Origin of the sequence: Chitinophaga sp. RAB17 (assembly GCF_052114225.1) — a bacterium.
GTDB lineage: Bacteria > Bacteroidota > Bacteroidia > Chitinophagales > Chitinophagaceae > Chitinophaga.
In genome coordinates this window covers 350,031-376,185 of sequence record NZ_JBFREI010000003.1, presented here as the reverse complement: position 1 = coordinate 376,185, position 26,155 = coordinate 350,031, and the positions used below count along the sequence as shown (strand labels likewise).

At 47.2% G+C, this 26,155-nt stretch carries 19 protein-coding genes; 10 read left to right on the top strand and 9 right to left on the bottom strand.

The window, feature by feature from the left end; all coding sequences use genetic code 11:
* Window positions 1–183: 183 nt before the first annotated feature.
* The 5 genes from AB4Z08_RS13345 (at window position 184) to AB4Z08_RS13325 (ending at window position 10,107) form a co-directional block, all read left to right on the top strand.
* Window positions 184–918, top strand: a complete 735-nt coding sequence (locus tag AB4Z08_RS13345; RefSeq protein ID WP_441574238.1) for a metallophosphoesterase family protein — start codon at window positions 184–186, stop codon at window positions 916–918.
* A gap of 294 nt (window positions 919–1,212) precedes the next feature.
* The gene (locus AB4Z08_RS13340) at window positions 1,213–3,777 is read left to right on the top strand and encodes a GH116 family glycosyl hydrolase (protein ID WP_441574237.1); all 2,565 of its coding nucleotides are present in this window, start codon (window positions 1,213–1,215) and stop codon (window positions 3,775–3,777) included.
* A 179-nt stretch (window positions 3,778–3,956) separates the two neighbouring features.
* Window positions 3,957–7,040 carry a SusC/RagA family TonB-linked outer membrane protein gene (locus tag AB4Z08_RS13335; RefSeq protein ID WP_441574236.1) on the top strand — a complete coding sequence of 1,028 codons (3,084 nt, stop codon included), beginning with the start codon at window positions 3,957–3,959 and terminating at the stop codon, window positions 7,038–7,040.
* Between the two features lie 28 nt (window positions 7,041–7,068).
* On the top strand, window positions 7,069–8,874 hold the full coding sequence (locus AB4Z08_RS13330; protein ID WP_441574235.1) for a RagB/SusD family nutrient uptake outer membrane protein: 1,806 nt from the start codon (window positions 7,069–7,071) through the stop codon (window positions 8,872–8,874).
* Window positions 8,875–8,931: 57 nt separating this feature from the next.
* Window positions 8,932–10,107: a hypothetical protein gene (locus AB4Z08_RS13325; RefSeq protein WP_441574234.1), complete on the top strand. Its 1,176-nt coding sequence runs from the start codon at window positions 8,932–8,934 to the stop codon at window positions 10,105–10,107.
* A gap of 62 nt (window positions 10,108–10,169) precedes the next feature.
* Here the strand turns inward: AB4Z08_RS13325 and fucP are convergent, their stop codons facing one another.
* The 8 genes from fucP to AB4Z08_RS13285 form a co-directional block, all read right to left on the bottom strand.
* Window positions 10,170–11,459 (bottom strand): L-fucose:H+ symporter permease, encoded by a 1,290-nt coding sequence (gene fucP, locus AB4Z08_RS13320; RefSeq protein ID WP_441574233.1) that lies wholly within the window; start codon window positions 11,457–11,459, stop codon window positions 10,170–10,172.
* Between the two features lie 21 nt (window positions 11,460–11,480).
* On the bottom strand, window positions 11,481–12,341 hold the full coding sequence (locus AB4Z08_RS13315; RefSeq protein WP_441574232.1) for a fumarylacetoacetate hydrolase family protein: 861 nt from the start codon (window positions 12,339–12,341) through the stop codon (window positions 11,481–11,483).
* 80 nt (window positions 12,342–12,421) lie between these two features.
* Window positions 12,422–13,654, bottom strand: a complete 1,233-nt coding sequence (locus AB4Z08_RS13310; protein ID WP_441574231.1) for a DUF6786 family protein — start codon at window positions 13,652–13,654, stop codon at window positions 12,422–12,424.
* Window positions 13,655–13,791: 137 nt separating this feature from the next.
* Window positions 13,792–15,441, bottom strand: coding sequence for a UxaA family hydrolase (locus AB4Z08_RS13305; protein WP_441574230.1), 1,650 nt, complete (start codon window positions 15,439–15,441; stop codon window positions 13,792–13,794).
* A 32-nt stretch (window positions 15,442–15,473) separates the two neighbouring features.
* Complete coding sequence (locus tag AB4Z08_RS13300) at window positions 15,474–16,256, bottom strand: SDR family oxidoreductase (protein WP_441574229.1); 783 nt, start codon at window positions 16,254–16,256, stop codon at window positions 15,474–15,476.
* A 102-nt stretch (window positions 16,257–16,358) separates the two neighbouring features.
* On the bottom strand, window positions 16,359–17,927 hold the full coding sequence (locus AB4Z08_RS13295; protein WP_441574228.1) for an aldehyde dehydrogenase (NADP(+)): 1,569 nt from the start codon (window positions 17,925–17,927) through the stop codon (window positions 16,359–16,361).
* A gap of 20 nt (window positions 17,928–17,947) precedes the next feature.
* Window positions 17,948–19,084, bottom strand: coding sequence for a glycoside hydrolase family 172 protein (locus AB4Z08_RS13290; RefSeq protein WP_441574227.1), 1,137 nt, complete (start codon window positions 19,082–19,084; stop codon window positions 17,948–17,950).
* A 123-nt stretch (window positions 19,085–19,207) separates the two neighbouring features.
* Entirely contained in the window at window positions 19,208–20,224 is a 1,017-nt protein-coding gene (locus AB4Z08_RS13285) for a LacI family DNA-binding transcriptional regulator (RefSeq protein ID WP_441574226.1), read from the bottom strand.
* 295 nt (window positions 20,225–20,519) lie between these two features.
* On the opposite strand from AB4Z08_RS13285, the gene AB4Z08_RS13280 reads away from it, so the two are divergent.
* The 4 genes from AB4Z08_RS13280 (at window position 20,520) to AB4Z08_RS13265 (ending at window position 24,013) form a co-directional block, all read left to right on the top strand.
* Window positions 20,520–21,644, top strand: a complete 1,125-nt coding sequence (locus AB4Z08_RS13280) for an epoxide hydrolase family protein (RefSeq protein ID WP_441574225.1) — start codon at window positions 20,520–20,522, stop codon at window positions 21,642–21,644.
* Between the two features lie 180 nt (window positions 21,645–21,824).
* Window positions 21,825–22,280: a type II toxin-antitoxin system RatA family toxin gene (locus tag AB4Z08_RS13275; protein ID WP_441574224.1), complete on the top strand. Its 456-nt coding sequence runs from the start codon at window positions 21,825–21,827 to the stop codon at window positions 22,278–22,280.
* A 99-nt stretch (window positions 22,281–22,379) separates the two neighbouring features.
* The gene (locus tag AB4Z08_RS13270) at window positions 22,380–22,733 is read left to right on the top strand and encodes a YciI family protein (RefSeq protein WP_441574223.1); all 354 of its coding nucleotides are present in this window, start codon (window positions 22,380–22,382) and stop codon (window positions 22,731–22,733) included.
* Window positions 22,734–22,783: 50 nt separating this feature from the next.
* Window positions 22,784–24,013, top strand: a complete 1,230-nt coding sequence (locus tag AB4Z08_RS13265) for an RNA polymerase sigma factor (protein WP_441574222.1) — start codon at window positions 22,784–22,786, stop codon at window positions 24,011–24,013.
* 45 nt (window positions 24,014–24,058) lie between these two features.
* On the opposite strand, the gene AB4Z08_RS13260 is transcribed toward AB4Z08_RS13265, so the two are convergent.
* Window positions 24,059–25,570 (bottom strand): alpha-L-fucosidase, encoded by a 1,512-nt coding sequence (locus tag AB4Z08_RS13260; RefSeq protein WP_441574221.1) that lies wholly within the window; start codon window positions 25,568–25,570, stop codon window positions 24,059–24,061.
* 123 nt (window positions 25,571–25,693) lie between these two features.
* On the opposite strand from AB4Z08_RS13260, the gene AB4Z08_RS13255 reads away from it, so the two are divergent.
* On the top strand, window positions 25,694–26,152 hold the full coding sequence (locus AB4Z08_RS13255; protein ID WP_441574220.1) for a DUF2147 domain-containing protein: 459 nt from the start codon (window positions 25,694–25,696) through the stop codon (window positions 26,150–26,152).
* The last annotated feature ends 3 nt before the right edge of the window (window positions 26,153–26,155 follow it).

Genomic DNA, 26,155 nt, shown 5'->3' with positions numbered 1-26,155 from the left:
AAAATAAGGCTTACGAAAACAGCAATAAGAAATGGCATACCGGGGAAATAGAAGGGGCCTATTTTCCCGGTAAATGCAGCACATATGCAGGTATAAGCGATATTACTCCATGGAACAGATATATAAAAAAGGATGAGTGAATACCCAATCAGTAATCCGTATATTTAGTATCAAACCATGCATATGAAAAATGTTATTGCCTTTATTACTGATTCGCATATGGATGAAGCATTTACCACTGGCAGACAGGTGGATGCAAGAGAAGACCTGAAAAATATTTTGCAGGAAGTACAGGCAGCCGGGATCACGGAAGTGATTTTTGGCGGCGATATCGGAGATCCATCTTCGCATCCTTTCTTCTTTGATCTTTTAAATAAGTATCCGGGTAACTATCGCATCGTACTGGGTAATCATGATCATTTTAATGAAGTCATTCCATTTTATAATCCTTTACCAGATCAAAGAACGGAGCTTTATTATACGGATGAAAAGGGAGGGTATAAATACATCTTCATGGACTCTTCCATCGAAGAAATAAGCCAGGTACAATTGGAATGGTTTAAAAAAGAGATGCAAACCAACCGGAAAGTGATCCTGTTTATACATCATCCTATACTGCCGGTGAATGCAGAGGTAGACAGGGCCTATCCTTTAAAAGGACGTGAAAAAATAGCGGAGGTTTTGCGGCAGCATCCGCAGGATGTATATATTTTCTGCGGACATCTTCATCTCGATGATATGCAGTCGCAGGGAAATATACAACAGTATGTAACCCCGGCTGTTTCCTTACAATTCGTGAGAACTTCGACAGTAATAGCATTTGATGAGCATTTTTTTGGCTACAGGATTATTACCATCAGTGAGGAAGGTATTGAAACAACAATAGTTGAAAAGCAACGGTTAATCACCGCGCCTTAATCGGAAAATGACAACGATTTTACCTACATTTCTAAAAATAAATTTGGAAGCGCAGATAAAATATTATAGTTTCAATTTTATAAAGTATTTTTTTTATTGCCTATTTGCTTAAACGATTAAGCGTGTAAACGCCACGGAAAAACAAAACGCATCAGACACCGCATGGTGTGGTATGAAAAACTATTGTAAAAAAGAGAAGAAGTAATGTGACGCCAGCTCTGCAGGTGAACCTATGTGTGTATTCGATTGCCCGGCCAGCACATCTGCCAGCTGATTTCTAAAAATAACTGATACATGAAAAAAAGTAACAACCGACGTTTTTTTCTGAGAAATATCGCGGTCGCCTACCTCGGCGTTTCTGCATTGCCGGTAGTTGCACTGGCAAAAAACACATCCGGTAAAAAAGAGGAGGAGTCACCTTCGCCGGCGATGGAAAAAGACCGCCATTTTAATGACGCCTATCAGGGGAAATATAATAACCGCATCGCATTTCCTATTGGCGGTATTGGCGCCGGCATGTTTTGCCTGGAAGGCACAGGCGCCATCTCACATATGTCTATACACCACAACCCGGAAATGTTTTATGAGCCGGCCATGTTTGCGGCCATCAGCATAAAAGGAGGAGCAGCCAGGGTATTGGAAGGGCCTGTGCCCGACTGGAAAAAATTTGGTCAGCGGGATGCCGGCCTGGGCGGCACCGGTGGCGCCACCTGGGGACTCCCACGGTTTAAGAATGCGGTCATGAAAGCCCGCTTCCCGTTTGCAGACATCACACTCCAGGATCCTGCTATGCCGGCGCAGGTGGTTATTAAAGGTTGGAGTCCTTTCATTCCTGGCGATGAAGACCATGCCAGTATGCCCGTTGGCGCAATGGAATATCATTTTACGAATACCGGTAATAAAGCGGAAGAATTTATCTTCTCCTATAATGCGCGCAATTTTATGCGGCAGGCGGATACCTTGCACTCGATAAAAGCAATGCCCAACGGATTTGTACTAACACAGGCCGCACCGGAAAATGCAGCAGAAAAGCAAGGCCACTTCGCCATTTTTACAACGGAGCCCAATACCGTTGTAGATCATTGCTGGTTCCGTGGTGGCTGGTTTGATCCATTGACGATGGTGTGGAATACTTTGAAAGATGGGAACACGCGCAATACCCCTCCGGTAGAAAAAGATGCACCCGGTGGCTCCCTGTTTGTACCATTTCGTTTAAAGCCGGGTGAGAAAAAAGTAATCCGTCTTATGATGGCCTGGTATGTACCGGATTCAAAATTACGTATAGGCGAGGACGTAAGTGGACACGCCAATGCATTCGGAAAATATTATAAACCCTGGTACAGTAGCCGGTTTAAAGATATCGCTGCCGTCAGTGATTATTGGAAAGATAACTATGCCGACTTGTATAAAAAGACCGCACTGTTTACCGATGCCTTTTATAAAAGTACGTTGCCTCCCGAAGTACTCGAAGCAGTTGCTGCGAATCTCACCATTCTGAAATCAGCTACGGTAATGCGTCAGTATGATGGCCGCTTCTGGTGCTGGGAAGGCTCTGGCGATACCTGGGGTAGTTGTCATGGCACGTGCACGCATGTATGGAATTATGCACAGGCAGTGCCGCATTTATTTCCGGCGCTGGAAAGAAGTTTACGCCATACGGAGTTCAATGAAAATCAGAATGCAGAAGGACATCAGGGCTTCAGGGCCAATATTCCCATCTCTCCGTTGGTACATAATTTTCATTCGGCAGCAGACGGACAGTTGGGTGGCATCATGAAAGTATACCGCGAATGGCGCATCAGCGGCGATAATGAATGGCTGAAGCAAATGTATCCGCTCGTAAAAGTGAGCATGGATTATTGCATCCGTACCTGGGATCCACGCCGCAAAGGCCTGGTGGAAGAACCACATCATAATACCTATGATATTGAATTCTGGGGCGCGACTGGTATGTGTACCAGCTTTTACCTGGGCGCCTTACAGGCGTTTTCATTAATGGGTACTTTTCTGGGTAATGATGTAGCGGAATATACCGCCCTCTATCACAAAGGAAAACAACTCCTGGAAACAGAACTCTATAACGGCGAATACTTCATACAAAAAATACAATGGACAGGATTAAATGCACCTGATCCGGTGAAGGCACAATCATTCAGCACTCAGTATGCAGATGAGGCCGTGGTGCTGTTGAAAAAAGAAGGTCCCAAATATCAGTATGGCACGGGATGCTTGTCGGATGGTATTCTCGGCTCCTGGATAGCCAGGGTATGCGGTATGGAAGAACCTGTAGATAAGGCTAAAACAAAAAGTCATTTGCTGGCAGTACACCAATACAATCTGAAAAAAGATTTAAGTAATCACGTGAATCCGCAACGCTCTACCTATGCGTTGGGCAATGAAGGCGGCCTGTTATTATGCTCCTGGCCTAAGGGTGGTATGCTGTCGCTCCCCTTTGTATACAGCAATGAAGTATGGACCGGTATTGAATACCAGGTAGCTTCTCATCTGATGTTCCAGGGCGAAGTAGCGAAAGGGCTGGAGATTGTACGGGCCTGTCGCCGGAGATATGATGGCACCGTACGTAATCCTTTTAATGAGTACGAATGTGGACACTGGTATGCAAGGGCCATGTCCAGTTACGGACTATTGCAGGGACTCACCGGTGTGCGATACGATGCAGTAGACAACGCCATCTACATCGATTCCAGGATCGGAGACTTCAGCAGCTTTATTGCTACTGAAAAAGGATTCGGTACCGTTAACTGGAAAAAAGGTGTCCCGTCACTGCAGGTGGCTTATGGCACCATACCCGCCACACATGCAGTCGTGGGTGGTAAGAAAATAACCTTGTCTGCATGATAAAGAGCGCCTGGTGAGAGCTGGCCGGGCGCAATCCATCACCTCATTGCAGCAGCATCTCCGATAATAATTTACACTTATACACAGACAGGCATTCATCATTAAATCGTCTTTAATTCCAGTTGCTTAAACGATTAAGGTAACACCAGATTAAACCAATCACCAAAATCCACACGTTTATGAAAGCTTCCCTTCAAGGAAGGCCTCCCATGCCAGGATCTTTGAAAAAAAGATGTACAGGCTTCCTTTTCTTTTTTTTCATTTCCATCTATACCTTATCTGCGCAAAAAGTGATTACCGGAAAAGTGACGGCCGCCGCAAATGGCAAGCCGCTCGCAGAAGTGAATGTGATTGTAAAAGGTACACCGGTAGGCACCACTACTTATCCTGACGGTACCTATGCTATTAAAGTAGAAAAGAATGTAACACTGGTATTTACTTATGTTGGCTATGAAACCCAGCAGATACCGGTGGAAGCACTGACGGAGCTGAATGTAGCCATGAAACAGCAATCCAGTACATTAGGAGATGTAGTGGTAGTAGGGTTTGGCAAGCAAAAGAAAATATCCGTGACTGGTGCTATCTCCAGCGTTCCGGTGAATAACCTGCAGCGGATTGCCACCCCTTCTTTATCTAACGCACTGGCAGGGAGTATGCCGGGAATTATTACCAGGCAAAGTTCCGGCGAACCCGGCTATGATGGCGCCGCCATTTTTATCCGCGGCTTCGGTACCTGGGCCAACAGTAGTCCACTCATCCTGGTAGACGGTGTAGAACGCGATATCAACAACCTGAATACCCAGGAAATTGAAAGCTTCTCTATCCTCAAAGATGCTTCTGCTACGGCGGTATACGGCGTACGCGGCGCCAACGGCGTCATCCTCATCACCACCAAAAGAGGAAAGATCGGAAAGCCACAGGTAGTATTCCGTACGGAGAACGCCACCCTCGATGCCCTGCGCCTGCCCAATTATATTAACGGCGCCGAATATGCCGGCTTAATCAATGAAGCCCTGAACAATGATCATCTTCCCGTAAAATATACAGCGGAAGAACTACAGAAATTTAAAGACCATTCCGATCCTTACCTGTACCCCGATGTAGACTGGTCAGATGCGGTACTGAAGAAAAATACTTTTCAGAGCATCAATAACCTCAGCGTAACAGGCGGCAGCGAAATTATAAAGTATTATACCAATGTAGGCTATACGATTCTGAATGGTATTTATAAGCAGGATCCAGCCAATGCTTATAAGACCAATGCACAAATGAAGCGTTATAACTTCCGGTCGAATGTAGACATCAACGTATCCAAAACCATCAGCCTGGAACTGGGCGTTGGTGGGGTTATTCAGCAGGGCAACTATCCGGGCACCCGCGCGCCTGATATTTTTGACGCACTGAAAATTACTTCTCCCATTAACTATCCAAAAGTAAATCCGGATGGATCCATTGCCGGTGCCTCCACCTCCTACCTGCAGAATAACCCCTGGGGGCTCGTTACCCGTGCTGGTTACACGCGGCAGGACATGAATACCCTGCAAGGTACTTTCAGTGGTAAATGGGACCTGTCTTCACTCGTTACAGAAGGACTTTCGGTGCGGGGCATGTTTTCCTATGATCATTATTACTTTGCTTCCACAGAACGTAAAAAGCCATACGCCATTCAGCAATACAGAGGAAAAGATAATAATGGCAATGATCTCTACGCAACAATAAGAGAAGAGCAACCCATGGGATACACGGTAATTAACAGGGCTAACCGTGCCATCTATACGGAGCTGGCAATTAACTATAACCGCAGCTTTGGCAGTCATAACGTAACCGGTATGCTCCTCGGCAACCGCCGCGAATTTATTGACCTGACTGCCGGTAGCACGATTAACAATCTTCCGTATCGCCGGCAGGGGCTGGCCGGACGACTTACGTACAACTTTAAAAACCGCTATCTCGCGGAAGTGAATGCAGGCTACAACGGATCGGAAAATTTTCCGGAAGGAAAACAATATGGTTTCTTCCCATCTGTATCCGCCGGCTGGGTCATCAGCAACGAAAATTTCTGGCATATCAAAGCGATCTCCAACCTCAAGATCAGGGGATCCTACGGACAGGTGGGCAATGACCAGATCAGCATAGATCCCGCCGCCCGCCGCTTTTTATTCCTCACCACCATTAACCGCAACGGGCAATCTTACCTCTTCGGCGACAACCAACGCTTTTACCAGGGATTTGATGAAGCGCAATTAGGTAATGATGATGTGACCTGGGAGGTGGCTACCAAATCCAATCTGGGGATAGATCTCGAATTATTCGATGGTACAGTGACCCTGCAGGTAGATGGGTTTAAAGAAAACAGGAAAGGCATTTTAATACAACGGGGTGTGATACCCAGGGTAACTGGCTACTATCCGGGTATCCTGCCGTACGCCAACCTGGGAATGGCTAAAAACAGCGGTCTGGATGCGATGCTGGAAGTGAAACGAACTACGCATAGCGGGTTCTTTTATAGCTTCAGAGGGACGTTTACGTATGCACGTAGTATCTGCACACAAAACGATGATCCTATCCCGAAATATGCGTATCAGTCATTCGTAGGGCAACCGATAGGTCAGCCACTTGGACTGGTGGCATTGGGCTTTTTTAAAGACCAGACAGATATTGATAAAAGCCCCAGACAGAATTTTATGGAACAGGTAAAACCAGGCGATATTAAATACCAGGATACAAATGGTGACAACGTGATCGATGATTATGACCGCGTACCTATCGGTTATGCCAGAACGCCACAAATTGTATATGGTGCCGGTGCCAGCTTTGCCTGGAAAGGATTTGAGCTGAGTGTGTTTTTCACGGGCGCAGCCAAAGCCAGTCTTTTTGTAGACGGACCTTCTATGTATGCTTTCCAGATGGGTCTCGGCACATTTAATATTTTACATGAATACTACGATAACCGCTGGACACCGGAAAATCCAAACGCTAAATATCCACGGGTGTCGCCCTTGCAAAATCCGAATAACAACCGGACCTCCACCATGTTCCTGCAAAACGCGAGCTACGTGCGGTTGAAAAGTGCGGAAGTAGCCTACAACATCCACCTGAAACATGGCAGCAGACCTGGACTGGAAGGCATACGACTATTTATAAACGGTTATAACCTGATCACCTGGGATAAGGTAAAAGCGATAGACCCGGAATCAGAATATGGTACAGGCGGATATCCTTTACAACGCAGCGTGAACTTCGGTACCCAGCTCACGTTTTAAACCAATGCTCAATTTTCAAACCTGACAGATGAAAAAAATATTTCCAACAATAAAAAAGCAGATCAGCATCCTTTTATTGGGATTACTGGTGCTGTTAGTGCCATCCTGCACAAAAGATTATCTGAAAAAAGCACCGGACGAAGACCTGGATATCAAAAAAGTTTTTTCCGAAAGAAAGTTTGCAGAATCCTTTCTAACATCTGCCTATAACAATATTCCGGTGATGCTGGGAGCGGCAGACTGGGACCAGCGCAATCCCTTTACCGGCGCCAGTGATGAAATGGAGATCACCTTTTTGGGAGCGTACTCGCACATGTTAAACTCCGGCGCCTGGAGTGCCAATGACTACTATCCGGATATCTGGGGATTTATGTATGAAGGCATCCGCAAAACAAATATCTTCCTCGAAAACGTAGCGCTGGTGCCAATGCCCGAAGAAGACCGGAAGAAGTGGATCGGGGAAGCTACTTTTTTAAGAGCTTTCTTTCACTTTATGCTGGCCCGTATTTATGGGCCGGTGCCGATCGGTGATCATGCATATACGCTTACGGAAGACTATACGAAAATGCGCAGACAGCCCATAGATAAGGTCATCGGTTTTATTGTGGCAGAATGCGATAAGGCAGCGGGGCTGCTGGACTGGACAGTGACCTCCGACAAATATGGCAGAGTAACCAAAGCCGCTGCGCTGGCGCTGAAAGCACAGGCCCTGCTATATATGGCGAGCCCTTTATGGAATGGTAACCCCGATTACATAGGGCTGAAAGACAAGGAAGGCATCGCCCTTTTTCCGGTTTTTGATAAAGAGAGATGGAGACAGGCAGCTACGGCCGCCAAAGCATGTATCGATGGCGCAGAAGCCAACGGGTATAAATTGTATCGCTCGGCTTCCAACGATCCGGTAAGGAATTACCAGGAAGTATTTATTGAACGCAACAATGCAGAAGTATTATTTGCCCGCAATGCAGGTGAACACTCCCACTTTGAGCGTTGTAGTAATCCGATCGGTTATGGTGGCTACTCTATTTTTTGCCCCACACAGGAACTGGTAGATGATTATGAAATGGACAACGGACAACGGCCCATTACCGGGTATAACGCCGATGGTTCGCCAATAATCAATGCAGCCTCGGGCTATGTGGAAACGGGCTATGCGGCTGCTAATCATCCCAGCAACTATTACCCGGCGGGTGTGCGTAATATGTATGTGAAACGGGAACCGCGGTTTTATGCGAGCATCAACTTTAACGGCGCCATATGGAAAAATCGTGGCATACAATTCTGGAATGAAGGGCTGGATGGCAGAAAGAGAGCAGGCTCCGATTATTGCATCTCCGGTTACCTGATGAAGAAAATGGTCAACCCTACTTCCGACATCTTCCAAAACAGGTTTTCTTTAAATACCTGGATCTATTACCGCATAGGCGAAGAATATCTCAACTATGCAGAAGCTCTGAATGAAGCAGACGGGCCGGTGGCAGATGTATACAAATATATCAACGCCATCCGTGACCGCTCAGGGTTGCCGGCATTACCTTCCGGCTTATCGCAGACAAATATGCGGGAACGCATTCATCATGAACGCCGCATAGAACTGGCCTTTGAAGCACATCGTTATTTTGATACCCATCGCTGGAAAATCGCCGGGAATATTGATAATAAAGAAATTCACGGTATGAATATAGGCGCCGGGGCCTCGCTCAACGATGATAACTTTTATAAAAGAACGGTGATAGAAAGACGCGTGTTTGTAGCTCCTAAGCATTACCTGTGGCCAATACAACAAGCAGAAATAAATAAAAATCCAAACCTGGTACAAAACCCCGGTTGGTGATTTTTTGTATTAAGGTTATATTAACAGTAACAATAGTGGCCGATAAAGTAAAGCAGGATGAACAGATTTAGTAAGAAGATAACCTCCAGGAAATGGTATCATATCAACGGGCAACGCAAATGTGTTTTTACCATAGGCGTTGCCGTTAGTATACTGTTATGGCCGGCATGGGTGGCAGGACAAAAGCCATCCGTAACCAATGCATCTACTGAATGGATCCGGCCTGACAATGCCGGCAGTCCCCCCATATGGGGTATCCGGAATGGCATTGTGGTGGGGCTCTGGCCTGCTGCCATAGAAAACCCCAGACCAGGCAATGATGGCGGTCCACGTGGGTTATTGCGGATAGGATATGAATGGCAGCACATCGTTTATCACATTAACTACATCGCCATAGAACCGGTGGTAAATGGACAGATGGAGTTCAGTGAAGTGTCTCCCTCACAGGTAGATGGTAAATGGGGTAAGCTGATGTGGACTGGCGAAACGCCGGATCCGGGAAGGTTTTTAGCGAGTGCCGGCACCCGCGGAATAATTGTGTCAGATACCATGAGCGTAGTAGCACCCGATCCTCAGCATCCGGAAAAAACTATTTTATATCTGTATGTTTTTATGGAGAAATTCCTGAATGGGGCGCATCCTTATCTCCGTCTTAGTATCCGTAGTGCTCAACCGGAGGAATTATGCATAGAAGTATTTCAGCAGCCGGGAAGCGCACCCATGCAACGTTGTGGGGTGACGGCTACTATGGGGAATTATTCCAGGCTGAGGAATTTATACCTGAAAGATAAAGTCGTCAATGCAAGAACATTATATGCCGGGTATAAGGATATAGACTTTGTTGAAAAAGCTGCTTACCCGGCGCAGCAAATGTTACATAACAAAAGTGGTGATTTTATAGTGATGGCACAACCGGACGAAACATTGAATGAACTCTCTGCGTGGCCCGAAACAGCTGCCTATACTGCCAGGTGGGGCTGGCGCTATCGTCCTTTCTATAAGCTCACACAATACTGGCGGGTAGCCGCTCAGGAGGCGGATACTTCTTTGCAGGTACGGGTGAACGGCAGGGCAAAATACTGGGGCGGAGGTAGCCGGCATCCGGCTGACTATATCGATATTCCAGGCGGGCCGTCTTTCGAAAACTTTGAACTGAGGGAGCAGTATCGTCCGGGGCAGCAAATCTATTTTGGACTTACACGTAAAGCAATACAACAATTGTTATCGGAATAACGAGCTGGAATTTCTTCCCTGGAAATGGTTGCGGGAGCTCGCCCGCAGCCATTTTTTATTACTTACCTGATTGCTTTTAATACTGGCAGTGCATGTCGCCATGCATAATAACCCACTACAGCAAAGCAAATCAATGGAACCGTATAACCCAGCTGTACATTGCTGTAGTACGTAACGGCGCCCAGCCCCAGGGGTATCAGCGCTCCGCCAACAATAGACATTACCAGGAAAGCAGATCCGGATTTCGTTTCATTGCCAAGGTCGCGGATGGCCAGCGAAAAAATAGTCGGGAACATAATCGACATAAAAAATTCTACACCGAGCAAGCAATAAACACCTGGTCTTCCGCCAATGCCTACGCAATAGCATAACAATAATACACAGGCCACACTGTAAAATAATAGTAGCTGACGGGGTGCTATTTTTCGCATAAGCAGCGTTCCTGCATACCGTCCTACCATAAAACAGAGTAATAGCAATCCAAGGAAAGTAGTGGCTTCTTTTTCCGGCATATGCCCGCTATGTCCTGCATAACGGATAAAGAAGCTGGAGATACACACCTGTGCACCGACATAGGCAAATTGTGCGATCACGCCCCAGCGAAAATGCACATGCCGGAATACACGAAAGTTGATGTTAAGGTCATCGCTGTGTTCTTCCTGTATTTTAGGGAAATGTACGATCATAAACAGGATGGCGGTAAGCACCAGCACGCTGGCGATAGCGAGATAAGGCACCTGGACGGAGCGGGCCTCAGATAAGAGGTAATTATTGAGCACTTCAGGTGACATGCTGCTGAGTTGTTCATGCGTAAACTCTTTCCCGGAAAGAATCACTTTACTGAGAAAAAATGCGGCAACGAATGCACCGAGTCCATTGAATGCCTGTGCAAAGTTGAGCCGCTGCACCGATGTTTCCGGTGTACCCATAATGGTGATATATGGATTGGCGGCGGTTTCCAGGAAGGTCATGCCGGCAGCTACCAGGAACAAGGCAAAAAGAAATAGTCCGAAAGAGCGCAATTCTGCGGCGGGAAAGAATAATACTGCGCCGGCTGCAGCGATCAGTAAACCGGTAATGATGCCTGTTTTATAGCTCCACTTACGCATCACCCAGGCGGCGGGTAGCGCAAAAAAGAAGTAGCTGATCCAGTAAGCCGCGTCAATGAAGGCCGACTGGAAATCGTTTAGCTGGCAGGCTTTTCTCAGATGGGGAATGAGTACAGGAATAAGGTTGCCGGTGAGCGCCCATAAAAAGAAAAGGCTGATAATGAGTATGGAGGCGACTTTCAGTTGACTGTTGCTGGAAGGGGGCGCGGACGCCCCTTTCTTTATGTCGATAGTGGAATTCATAAAAGGTGGTTTTATGGTGGGCTATAAACGACAGGTCTGTACCTCGTTGATCAACTGGCCAATATGATCTATGCTGATTTCCACGCGGTCGTTGTCCTGAAGGGTGAAGCCATTATCCGGAACGAGGCAGGTGCCTGTCATCAGGTAACAACCATCGGGAAAAGCGCAGCCTTTATAAAGAAAATTCACCAGTTCCTGGTGACTACGTTTCATCTGACTGATAGGTACGCTATCGGAGTATTGCTCCTGATCATTGCGGTAAATCGACATACTGATCACGGTATCCGGTGGAATGGGCGCATCCGGTACCATGAGACAGGGGCCCAGTCCTGCACATTTCTCATATACTTTTGCCTGCGGCAGATACAGTGGATTTTCTCCTTCAATGCTACGGGAACTCATATCGTTGCCGATGGTATAACCTTCAATCGTTCCCTGGCTGCTGATAAATAAAGTCAGCTCCGGTTCCGGCACATCCCAGGTGGAGTCTTCGCGGATGAACAGGATTTGTCCGTGTCCGGATACGCGGTGTGGTGTAGCTTTAAAGAATAGTTCGGGTCTTTCCGCTACATACACTTTATCGTAGAAGGTAGCACCACCGGATACTTCAGATTCTTCCATCCTGGCGGTACGACTGCGGTAATAGGTAACACCGGCAGCCCATACTTCCTGCGCGCCAATAGGCGCCAGCAGATCTCCTGCCAATAGTTGTTCCGCTATGGCATTCGGAACAGGTGTTTTCCCTTTTATATCGGCCTTTACAAAATCAAATAATCCGGACCTGTTTACATAGCTGTTCCAGTTGGCGGCCACCGAATAATACTGATCCTGGTAGGCAACCAGTAAAGCGGCGGAGGTTTTATAAATGCGGATGATCTCCATGTTGATTTATTTGGTAATGAAGAAATGTGGTATTGATATCGGGTTTATTTATCGTTGGCACCATGTGTTGGATCCCACGTTTATTTTTTAGCAAGAAATTGTGCTACATCTTTCAGCGGCAGTTGCCATAACTGTGCAGCCATGGCCTGTAGTGCCTGGGCATCGCCTTCAAAGTGCATGGTCACCTGCCGGTAGCGGAGCGTTTCTCCTGGTTTCAGGGCACGCGCATCGGAGGAAGATTCTACTTCATAGAAGGGGCCCATTTGTGTACCATCGGCGAGTGGTCCATCATTGTAGCAATTCACTGCATCACCTTTGAAGGGTTCTTTTTGCAACTCCCATTTTGAATTGACATAACGGCCTTGCGGAACAACTTCGTAGAGGAGCACGGTGAGGGTATTGTTTTGCAGGTCTATACTACCGGCGCCTCTTTTTGCGACCAAGGGCGACAGGCCCAATTTTCCGCGTGATTTGCCATCTGCCCGGAATAATAACACGCTATCTTTTATCAATAAATTTTCCGCGGGTATTTTACCAAAGTAATCATCGGTAATATGAATCTTTGCATCGGGAATATGCTGGAAAGGTGCAATGATAGCGGTTTGATCGGATGGTTTGAACATACCCAGCAGCCAGATGCTCAGCAATCCGTTTTGTTCCTGCCAGGCACTGTCGCCTTTGTTGGTAACAGCATTATCTGTTTCATACGCCACGCTTTTAATACCTGCCGGTAATGTAAATCCAAGACGGGAAGTAATATAGCTGTTGCCAAGCAGGCGGATGGTTCTGCTGATCTGTAATTTGAAGGTGCTGCCTTTGTAGTTTTGCAGGCTGCCTTCCTGCTGATAGGTGATGGCGGTATCAGATTGTGCAGTCACAGTATAGTGTGCGGTGTCTATCAGTCCGGGTGTTTGCCAGTTGGAGAAATCAAATGTTTTTCCCGGTGGGAAAAACAGTGCATACTGGCCGCCTTCGGGTCCCATCCAGAAACGTTCTTCTCCACCAAATGCATTGATATGTGGTGCAAATTTTTGCGATGCTACGAGGTCGTAATTAATCCAGCCAAAACTTTTACCGGCACTGCCACCGGTGGTGCTGGTCATTACCCGGGCCTGGTAATCGCCGGTTACCACCAGGCCGCTGCTGTCGCCGGCATGTTTTAATACGACTACATTTTTTAAATGCTGCTGCAAAAAAGCAACGTCTTCACCAAAGTTGACAGGCTTCATATGGTTTTGTTCATGCGAGGTTCCGCCGCCGTTGCACGCGGCAAGCCCCGCAGCCAGACAACCGAAAATGAGAATGGATTTCATATCGATGGAATTGAAATGATAAATAATAGTTGATAAAAGCAAAAAGCAAAAGTCCCTCCGCACCAATCCCTCCACACCAATCCCTCCGCACCAATCCCTCCGCTTTAATCTAAAAGCTAACCGCTAAAAGCTAACAGCTAAAGCGATATTCCCCGCTTCCAGGGGATAAAATCATCTTGTCCGAGCTGTTGGGCTTTTGTGCTGTAATGTCCGCTGGCGGTAGCGATCACGAGTTCAAAAATATTGGCTGCCACTTCATCAATAGATACATCGCCGCTGATAATAGCGCCGGTATCGAGATCTATAATATCGGGCATTTTCGCAGCGAGTTTGCTGTTGGTAGATAATTTAATCACGGGTGTTACCGGGTTGCCGGTCGGTGTACCGAGGCCTGTAGTAAACAATACTATGTTAGCGCCGGCGCCTACTTCTGCGGTGGTAGATTCTACATCGCTGCCAGGTGTGCATAATAATGCGAGACCGGGACGTTGCACCCAGCCGGGATAATCAATCACATCTGTTACTGGTGAAGAGCCGCCTTTTTTGGCTGCGCCGGCAGATTTAATCGCATCGGTGATTAATCCGTCACGGATATTGCCGGCAGAGGGATTGGAGTCAAATCCGGAACCTACTGCTTCGGCGCTGCTGGCGTAGTCGCGCATCAGTTGTACATAGCGCGCGGCTAGTGCTTCATCTGCACAGCGGTCGCTCAGTTCCTGTTCTACACCGCATAGCTCCGGAAACTCAGAGAGGATCACGGAGCCACCGAGGGCCACGAGGATATCGGCTACACGGCCTACAGCGGGATTGGCAGAAATACCGGAGAATCCATCGGAGCCGCCGCATTCCATGCCAATGCATAATTTGCTGAGTGGGGCAGACTGCCGTTGCAGTGTGTTGGCTTTTGCTAACCCTTCAAATGTTTTTTGGATAGCTTGCGTCATCAGTATTTTTTCGGAACCTGTTTGTTGTTGTTCCAGGTAGATCACTGTTCTGTCGAATCCGGGTACGCGTTTTTCTATTTCTTCTTTCAGCATATCTATCTGCGCATTCTGGCAGCCCAGGCTCAGTACCGTGGCTCCTGCCACATTGGGATGGGTAATATAGCCGGCCAGCAGTCCGCAAAGTGTACGTGCGTCCTGTTTAGTGCCGCCGCAGCCCATGGTATGCGTGAGTAGTTTGATACCATCGATGTTGGGAAAAGTACGGCCCTGGACTGTGATGCCTTCACCATTTTCCGCGGTGGCGATATGGCTGCTGGTATGGCCCTGCCGGAAGTCCTGCAACAGTTGCTGCAGCATGGCTTCGTAGGTATGTTGTTTGCGGTAACCCAGTTCTTTTACCAGTACTTCATGTAATAACTGTACATTCCTGTTTTCACAAAATACCAGTGGAATGATCACCCAGTAGTTGCCGGTGCCTACGCGGCCATCTGTGCGGTGATAGCCTTCAAAGGTGCGGTTTTCCCAGGGAGATGTATCTGGCGCCGTCCATGCGTTGTGACGTTCTCCGCTCACGGCAAACTGCCCGGAGGCATGCCGGATATTTTTGGTGGTGATGAGTTCACCGGCAGGAATATCATCGTTGGCGATGCCTACCAGTACCCCGTACATCATCACCGGACTATCTTTTGGAAGCTGTTGGGCAGCTATTTTATGTTTGGCTTCAATATTACGTACAGCCGTTACCGTTTCACCACCACATTCCACGCGGGTACCGGCAGGAATGTCCTGCAGTGCTACCCATACATTATCACCGGGGTGGATCTTTAAAGTTGTCTGTTTCATGGTCGTTAGCATAAAGTAAGAAGAGCAAAAGATTATAGCAGCGATCGGTCAAGGTGCACATAGCCGCCGTCTACATGAATGAGTTGTCCGGTAGTATGACTGGATTTCTCTGACAACAGGAATACGGTCATCTGTGCAATTTCTTCCGGGGTGGTCATGCGTTTTTCCAGTGGGATGCGTTCCACGATGCTGGCCAGTTTGGCGTCTTTATCTTCGAAGGTGTTGATCCAGCTTTCGTATAAAGGAGTCCATGATTCTGCTACCACAATGGCATTTACCCGGATGCTGAAGGGGAGGAGTTCTACGGCCCATTCGCGGGTGAGTGCGTTGCGGCCTCCGTTGGCAGCAGCATAGGCGGAGGTGTTGCCTTGTCCGGTTTCTGCGGTTTTAGAGGTGATGTTTACAATAGCCCCTTTGCTGGATTTCAGGAAGGGCAGTGCATGATGTGCCACCAGGTAATAGTGTACCAGGTTACGATGCAGCGATTGCATAAATCCTTCGTAGGAACCGGTTTCCAGTCCTACGCCATCATTAATCCCTGCATTGTTTATCAGTCCGTCTATCCGGCCGAATTGTGCGGTAACTTCTTCCACCGCCTGTTTGCAGGCAGCGGGGTCGGTGAGTTCGGCGATGACATGTGCACCTTTACCGCCGGCACTGTGGATACGGGCCAGTTGCTGGAGGTTGTCTTCCCCGCTTCTGCCGATGATGACTGGTACAGCGCCTTCGGCGGCGAGCACGGAAGTAATGGCGGCGCCAATACCTTTGGCGCCACCGGTTACAATAATGATTTTATCTTTTAAGCCCAGGTCCATAGTTTGATTTTTTAGAATTACGAATTAGGAATTACGAATTACGGATTTGTAGAGAGATGGCAGAAGATCATCGTACATGATCTTTCTGCCAATCCATAATTCCTAATTCGTAATTCGTAATTTTTCATGGTTCCCATTTACCAGTCGCCAGATGTGCATAGGATTATGATCCTGTAGCTCCGGCGGCAGCAGGTAGGCCGGAAAATCCTGGAAACATACCGGCCGGCAGAAGCGGTACATGGCGGCAGTACCTACAGAGGTGCCGGCAGCAGGGGTGGCAGCAGGCCAGGGACCGCCATGCACCATGGCATGGTTAACGGCCACGCCTGTAGGAAAACCGTTGATGATGATCCTGCCTGCTTTTTCTCTCAGGATATCAATGAGACCGGCATGTTCCTGCAGGTCTTCTTCCGTACCGTGAATGGTTGCGGTGAGCTGCCCTTCGAGTCTGCGTGCCAGCGCATATACTTCTTCTATACTGCCTGCCTGAATATGCAGGGATGCCGGACCAAATACCTCCTGGCAGATAGCAGGTGTTTCCAGCGCTTTGGCAGCCGTTACCTGTAGCAGGTAAGGGGTGGCCTGTTCGGGTGCTGGATGGGCCGCGCCCAGTACTTGTACGCCTTCCTGCTGTAGCCAGTCGATGCCTTGCTGGTAGGCATGTAAAATACCTGGGGTCAGCATATGTCCGCCGCTCACACCATCAATACCCTGTTGCAGGGTGCTGATAAACGCAGCAGCCGTTTCTTCAGATGGCGTGATAAACATGCCGGGGTTGGTACAAAACTGTCCTACACCAAGGGTTACGGATTGGAGCAGCTGCATGGCCAGTGCGGATCCCTTCTCCCGTAATATACCCGGTAGAAAAAACACCGGGTTAACGCTTCCCATTTCTGCATACACGGGTATGGGTACCGCTCTGCGTGTAGCCGTATCGTATAGTGCCTTGCCGCCTTTGAAAGAACCGGTAAATGCAATGGCAGATACGAGTGGATGCGCCGTTAGGTATTGGCCGGTTTCGTGGGAGGTGCCGTGTACCATGGAGAACACGCCTTCCGGCATTTGTGTGCGCATCACTGCTTTACGGATGGCGGTAGCTACCAGGTAGGAGGTATGCGGGTGTGCGGGATGTGCTTTGAATACAACCGGACAACCAGCGGCCAGTGCAGCAGCAGTGTCACCACCAGCAACGGAAAATGCCAGCGGAAAATTGCTGGCGCCGAAGATACCGATGACGCCAAGGGGAATCTGCATCTGTCGCACATCGGGTGTGCCCGTGTTGATGCGGGCATTTACCCAGGAACCTTCTTTGATGGTGTTGGCAAACAACCGCAACTGCCCGGTGGTACGATCTCTTTCTCCCTGTAGCCTCGGCAGCGGCAGACCGCTTTCTGCCGAGGCCACGTTGATTAATTCATCTCCCAGGGAAACAATATCATCTGCAATAGCATGCAGAAAAGCAGCCCGTTGCTCAGGCGTAGTTTTTTTATAGGTAACAAATGCTTTGGCCGCCATGGTTAAAGCGGTATCTATTTCCCCGGTGGTCGCCTCCCTGAATTCCTGGGGCAGCCATTGTTGCTGCACCGGATCAAATGCCCGGAATAAGCGATCGCCTTCTCCGGAAAAATTATTTCCTATCAACTGTAATCCTGTTAACAATGCTCGACTCATTTTGTTGGTAATTTTAATGGTCAGTTTACTTCCAGATCATTCATAGATGGTAACTTGGGGAAAGGGGCATGTGGTTCGCGCTGATACCAGAACACAACGCTGCTGATATCAGATTGTTGGGGCAGATAACGGCCACCACTGCGCCAGCCCAGATCCTGTATGGTCACTTTCAGTTCTTTTTCAAAACGGATGGGATCCATAATATGCCAGCGGTACAAACCAAAGCGTTGCTGCGATTTATATAATCCGTCGGGGCGGATCACCTGGTGCAGACCCGTATAAGGAGTAGAGAATTCTGCATAACGCCCTTTGTGATCGAAGTTATAGGAGCCGCAGAAATAATCTTCGGTACCGGTACCACAAATAGTAGGGAACTTGCCATCACCATCCATAAAGAATTTTATTTCTCCTTCACCCCACCAGCCGTTGTTATTAACGCCCCAGGCCAGGTAGGTACCCACGTATTGTCCCTGTCCTTTAACGCCGTCCAACATTGTGAAAGACGCATCTTTCACCGGGTTGTTGCGGCGGAACTGCGCATGAAAATAGCCGGCATCTTCCGGTACGGTGGTCAGCGTATAGTCGACCTGGTAGTACAGGGTCATTTTTTCTGTATTAATATTTTCCATGGTGATTTTGCACTTCTTCCGGAAAGGCATGGCCCAGTAGCAGTTGAAGGCACTGCCGGGATTTACACATACCGCGAGAGAACTGAGGGGAGCATATTCGCCCCAGCCCATGCCGAAGAAATCACCTACCGGTACTTCTACGGAAGGAGTGGTTTCATCATCCCAATAGAAGCGGAGGATGGAGTAGCGCCAGTTGCCGGTTGGCGTCATCCATATATGCTGTATGGCGCCGGGGCCGTTTATTTCGGCCAGCGTTACTGTTTTGCCGGGTTCAATAAAAATATAAGGATTTACTTTCCAGCCCTGGCCCAGGTCCCTGGCGGCGCCGCGGGCGTTGCCCTGATCGAGTGTGGCCATGCCTCCTTTGCCGGGTTCGCCGGTAAGGTTTTCCGGACTGATAGAGCGTGTTTTCGCATTAGAGAGACGGAAAAGATTCCCCATGTTCATGTCTAATCCGTTGAAGGATTGTTGTGCGTAGGTGGCCCAGCTGAGACAGGCAGATAAAGATAGCAGCAGCAGTTTTTTCATCATGTGTGGATTTAGCTGTTAGCAGTTAGCGTTTAGCTTTTAGTTATTTAATGCTTTAACGTTTAAGCATTAGTGTAAAAATAACAGGCATCTTATGCAATGGTGTACAGGAGATAACCGCTGTTAGCGGCTACCACAGGACTTTCTGACCACCAGTGCCGTATCGATGCAAATATGTTCGATCTCTTTTTTATTGTCTTTGATTTCTTCCAGCAGCACACGTACCGCTGCTTTTCCCATTTCCAGGATGGGCTGCCGTACAAACGTAACGGGAGAGTAAAACAGGTCGAGTGCTTCTCCTTCATCGAAGGTGATCACCGCCAGTTGATCGGGAATGCGTATTCCCAATGAGTTAATATATTTCAATCCCTCCATGGCGAGGCTATTGGTCGCAAAAAAAACGGCATCAGCCGGATGGCGGCCACTGAGCAGCTGATCGATGGATATTTTAATATCTTCTTTCAGATGTGAATACCTTGCTGATTTCAGCAACGTATTCCCTGTCATATGATGCGCCTGCAATGCTTCTTTATAACCACGTTTTCTTTCACTGATATGATGCAGGGTTGTTTTATAAGCCACCATGCCAATGCGTTTCCTGCCCATTTTTACCAGGTGCGATACGGCATTGTATGCCGCTTCATAATTATTCACGGCAATGTGACTGGCTTCAATCTCCGGAAAGAAACGGTCAATCAGCACAAAGGGCACTTTCTGCGCCTTCAGTTGGTTGATCTGTTCTTCCGACCCTTCCGTAGGCGTAATGATTAATCCATCTACCTGCCGGTTTAATAATACATTAATAAGGTCCCTGGATTTATCCACGTTTTCATCCGAGCTGCCAAAGATCACGGTATAATTATTCCGCTTGGCTTCATCTTCTATGGTACGGGCAATGTTGGCAAAGAAAGGGTTCGAAATATCGGCTACAATCAATCCTATGGTGAAAGACCGGCCACTTTTTAAACTACGGGCAATATGATTGGGCTGATAGTTCAGCTTGCGTGCTATCTCCCGGATCTTTTTGGCGATTTCTTCCCCAACCCTGGCTTCTTTCTCCTTATTCGTCAGCACATACGATACCAGTGCCGTGGACACACCGGCTTCTGTAGCGATATCTTTCAGCGAGACCTTTTTCATTTCTTAAAAATATGCTTAAACGTTTAAGTAAACAAGTTTTTTGTCAAATTTTTTTTGAGCACAGGGAGATGTATACCTGGAGGATCGTTCTGCCGCCGGGGAAATTTACCGGAGACGGCAGAAAAAATAGTATTATGCTAAGATATGGCTATCCTCCACATCATCTCCCTGAAAAATATTTCAACTTTCTTTTTTTCAACTGACACACTGTTGTCACATTGCATGATTAGCTTTGTTTCAGAATAGGAGCCACCTACGCTGCGACATTAAAAAATCACTTAAAGAAAATACGATCATGAAACAATTACAGCCCTTTAAAATCGAAGTATCTGAAGACCTGCTCACTGACCTGCAAGTAAGACTGAAACAAACCCGTTGGACCGATGAACCGGAAAATGCGGGCTGGAACTATGGCACCAATCCGCAGTATCTGCGGGAGCTGACAGACTATTGGCAGAATAGCTTCGACTGGCGTAAACAGGAAGCCCTGTTAAACAGCTTTCCTCAGTTTAAGATAACAATTGATGGCGTAGAGATCCATTTTATTTATGTGAAGGGAAACGGACATGGTGCAAAGCCACTATTGCTCACACATGAATGGCCGGACTCTTTTTTCCGTTTTTATAAAGTCATTCCTATGCTCACGGAACCCGCGAACGGAGCACCTTCTTTCGACCTGATCATTCCTTCTATGCCAGGTCACGGCTTTTCCGGCAAGGTAGCTATGACCTCTGAAAAAACGGCGCATCTGTGGGCGAAATTAATGACGGAAGTACTTGGCTACTCCAACTTCCTGGCAGCCGGCGATTTCGCAGTTACCACTTCATTGGCCCAAAACTATCCTGCACAGGTAAAAGGGATTCACCTTACAGATACCGGCTATCCTAATGGTACGGAAGACTGGTCCACCATGTCGCCGGCAGAGCAGCAGTTCGGACAGTTTATCCAGGGCTGGTGGTTCATGGAAGGCGCTTTTAACATGATTCAATCTACCAAGCCTCAAACACTGGGCTATGGCTTGAACGACTCGCCGGTAGGACTGGCCTCCTGGATACTCGAGAAATTTTATGCCTGGAGCGATACCAAAGGAAATATAGAAAACAGCTTTACGAAAGATGAGTTGCTCACCAATATTATGATCTATTGGGTGTCTTCCAGCATCAATACTTCCATCAGAAGATACCTGGAAGATGCACGTTCCATGTTTGGAGAACACGGACCGAAGCCAGTGCCAAGAACAGAAGTACCTACAGCGGTATCTATCTTCCCGGCCGACAGTAATACACCGAAAGAATGGGCAGAACGCCGCGTGAATCTGAAGAGCTTTAACAAGCTGCCACAAGGCGGAAGGTTTGCTGCATTGGAAACACCAGCGTTATATGTGCAGGAGTTGCAGCATTTTGCACAGTTGCTTGGATAAGTGTTAAAATAAATAAGGCAGTTTTTGTAAAGCCCCCAAAAGTTTAAACTTTTGGGGGCTTTACATTTGCCAGAATCGTTTTCTGGCAGGAAAGCCGTATCTTAAGAGGCTATTGAAGCGCCGGGTGTCCGCCGCCCCGTTCAACAGATCAACCAAAGCATTATAAATATTACTCCCGTTATGCAAGTAATCAAATTTACCGCAGCTATCCGTATTCAGGCAAATGCTGCGAACGTTTTTGACTATACGCAGGATTATGGTAAGCGGCTTCAGTGGGATACCTTCCTGAAAAAGGCAGACCTCATGGATGGCGCCAGCACTGCCGCTAAAGGCGTAAAGGCCCACTGTGTAGCACAAAACGGGCTGGGCATGGTAACGGAGTATGTTACCTTCAATCCACCTAAAGTAACGGCCGTCAGAATGACCAAAGGGCCTTATATGTTTAAATCATTCCTGGGATCATGGACATTTAAAGCCATCGATCACCATACCACGGAGGTCATCTTCCTATATTCTTTTGCGGTCAGATTTCCCTTTACATTGCTGGCAAAATCTATCAGACGTCATCTTGAGAATAATGTAAAACAACGGCTGGCAGACCTGAAGCACCATATAGAATACCAGCCTGCGCTGTAAAGCATCGATTTATTTTCTGCACCCTATGTCCTATTCCTGACATTCCATTTGTTATTAGGGTATAGTATCATTATTCCTGAACACTAAAAACTTAAAAACATGGATGAGTTTATGTTAATTTTCAGACATGAAGACGGCAAAAAGGTCGCTTCTCCGGAACAGATACAGATCTGGATGAAACAAACGATGGACTGGATAGGAGGAATTGCTGCCCAGAACAAATTCAGCGGCGGGAATGGACTTCCTTTTGATGACAGCAGGGTTGTGCATTCCAATCAGGTGGTAACGAATGGTCCCTTTGGTGAAATAAAAGAAACGATTGGCGGATATATCATCGTAAAGGCCAATTCGGTAGAAGAAGCCGTGGAGTTTGCAAAAGGTTGTCCTGTTTTACAGGGAGAAGGCAATACGGTGGAAGTTCGTAAAATTGCCAAAGCAGATGGTGTTCATTAAAAAGTAAATGCCCCCAATGAGCAGCACCGTATTGCGGGGTCTTTGTTCGTATGATGCAATCCGAATTGATACCACATTTGTTCCGGTCAGAATTCCGGAAAATTACAGCTGTGCTCTGTAAAGTGTTTGGTATGGAGCATATGGAGATTGCGGAAGACCTGGCCAGTGAAACATTTTTATCAGCACTGGAAACCTGGCCTTATAAAGGCATTCCGGAGAACCCCACCGCATGGCTTTATCTTGTAGCAAAAAACAAAGCAAAGAATTATCTGCAGCGCCACCAGCTCTTTGCGGAGAAGATTGCTGCGCAGGTAAAAGCAGATACTCCGGAAGCCGTTGAAATGGAGATTAATTTATCGGCCGAAAATATAGCGGATAGCCAGTTACAAATGTTATTTGCAATTTGTCATCCGGCAATCCCCATGGAAGCACAAATAGGCCTGGCGCTCCGTATTCTGTGTGGCTTTGGTATTGAGGAAATTGCCAACGCTTTTCTCACCAGTAAAGACGTGATCAACAAACGACTTTTCAGGGCCAAAGAAAAACTGCGTCTCGAAAAAGTAACCATCCTGTTTCCTGATAAAGGAGAAATTAATAACCGGCTGGACACCGTGCTGACTACCCTGTATTTATTATTTAATGAAGGGTATTATTCCGAAAGTCAGGATGTAGTGTTGCGGGAAGACCTTTGCCTGGAAGCCATGCGCCTGGCCTACCTGCTTATTGAAAATGAACAGACGAATCAGCCTCGTGTAAATGCCCTGTTTTCCCTGATGTGTTTTCATGCTTCCCGCTTTGAAGCCCGGAAAAATGAAAATGGGGAAATTGTTTTATACCAGGACCAGGACGAAACACGCTGGAATGAGGAGTTGATTGGCAGGGGAGTTTACTTCCTTCATGCGGCATCACAGGGAAAGCAGATGTCGAGGTACCATATAGAAGCCACGATTGCTTACTGGAATACGCAGAAAACAGATACCCCGGAAAAATGGGATCATATTCTGCAACTATACAATCGTTTATTACAGCTGGTGTATTCCCCCATGGCCGCGTTGAACAGAACCTATGCGCTCTCAAAAGTAAAAGGAAAGGAAGTGGCGATTGCGGAAGCAGAAAAGTTACAGCTATCCGGCAACCATTATTACTTTGTGTTGTTGGGCGAACTGTACACGGGTATTGACAACAGGAAAGCCATACAGCATTTACAGCAGGCATTAACGCTGGCTAAAACGGGAACGGATAAACGAACGATTCAGCAAAAAATAGCACAGCTGGAATAATCCGGCTGTGCTGGTGATCATACTTTAATTATTGGGTATTGGCTTTTATTTTTGCTGCATAAAAATGCCCATCTCCGAAATCATCGGTTCCATGCGGGAAGATGTGATACGCAACCTGATGAATTGTGCGCTCACATCCGGGAAGGTCAGCATCCGCTTATAACCAATGGTGGTGCCATTAGTAGCCTCTTTCCAGTCGTTGCCTGCTTTATACTCCAATACAAAGTTTTCTACCCGTTGTCCTTTTTTAATGTATTCCTGTAAGCGGCAAACATTAAACGTTTTTGTGGCGCCCAGATCGATTTCAATCGTAGCGGTGCTGTCTTTATCTTTAGTTGTCCAGTAAGTATTTGTATTCGCATCGGCGAGGCCCTTTGTATTTTTACCGCTGCTGGCAGTAATTTTAGCCTTGCTGATAAAGTTTTCTGAGAAGATGTGATCAATCGAATTTTTCCATGCCGTAAGATTTTTTACGTCACTTTCGGCTATCAGCCCCCGTTTATCTGGTGGAATGTTGAGGAGCAGTACCCCATTTTTACCAACGGAATTGAAGTAGATGTCCAGCAATTTTTCCGGTGATTTTACCTTGTCATCTTCCTGCTTGTGATAAAACCATCCTGGCCGGATAGATACATCTGTTTCAGCAGGATACCATACCAGGCTGTTGGCTTTGTATAAGGCATCGCGACTGCCCATATCTTCGCCATTGCCATACCCGGAGGGTTTTATCAGCAGTTCTTTTTGAGATAAAGCTGCCACTGCATTTTGATCTAAATTGTTGGCAGGCACCACACTCCATTCTGTGCTTCTGCCATAGCCGGATTCTGTACCTACCCAGCGTACATCCGGTCCCATTACTGCAATCACGGCGCCGGGTTGTAGTTTGCGGATGAGGCTATACCAACGTTGAAAATCGTACACCTGTTTTTTACCATTCGGCCCCTCTCCATTGGCGCCATCAAACCATACTTCGTCTATGCGGCCATAGTTGGTTAAAAGCTCCGTTAACTGGTTTACGAAATAATCATTGTAAGCATCAGTACCATACATGGGAGCGTTTCTATCCCACGGTGACAGGTATACGCCGAAGCCCATACCTGCCTGGTGACAGGCGTCCGCTACTTCTTTTACCACATCGCCTTTCCCGTTTTTCCACGGGCTGTTTTTTACGGAATGGTCGGTATATTTACTGGGCCATAAACAAAAGCCGTCATGATGTTTGGCCGTCAGGATCAATTGTTTTATACCACCGGCTTTAGCTGCCCGTACCCATTGGGTGGCATCCAGTTCGGTAGGGTTGAAGAGCGACGGTGACTCTTTGCCATCTCCCCATTCTCTTTCTGTAAAAGTATTCATACCAAAATGAAGGAAGCCGGTTACTTCCAGCTCCTGCCAGCGCAATTGCCGTTCTGTAGGGCGTACATTCGCTGCCTTCCGGATAATGGCGGCTCCATCATCTCCCGGTAAAATACTAACATAAGACGATTGTTGTCCGTGAGCGATAAAAGCAGTGCCTACGCTACAGGCAAGCGTAAAAAAAAGTAATTTCTTCTTCATGTTCATCTGTATAAAAAGCCAGTATACAGCAAATTTTTTATTAAAAAAAACAAGTGCATACCATATTACAGGATGAACGCTTATCTTAACACCATAATGCGCATACTATTTAATCAAATGCTAATGAAAAAATATCATCCGGTGGCCCAAAAATCCCTTCTGTTTTTTTGTTGTCTTTTTTCTTTCGCGATAAAAATAAATGCACAAAATAGTCCCGCCAACAGTGTATTGGGCGTATGGTTCAACGAAGAGAAAACGGGTAAAATTGAAATCTATCAGTCAGGAAATATCTACCAGGGGAAACTGCTATGGGGCAAATACATGCTCGATGAAAAAGGAGTTCTTCGTAAAGATACGAAGAACCCCGATGTAAGATTGAGAAGCAGGGAATGGCAGAATATGGTGATGCTGACTGGTTTTCAATATAAAAACGGGCAATGGGAAGGTGGCGAAATCTATGATGCTACCACCGGCAAATCTTACCGCGCTAATATGAAAGTCAGGAATGGCCGGCTGGAAATCAGGGGCTATGTGGGCATTTCGCTGCTGGGAAAAACCATTTACTGGGACCGGATAAAATAAGTG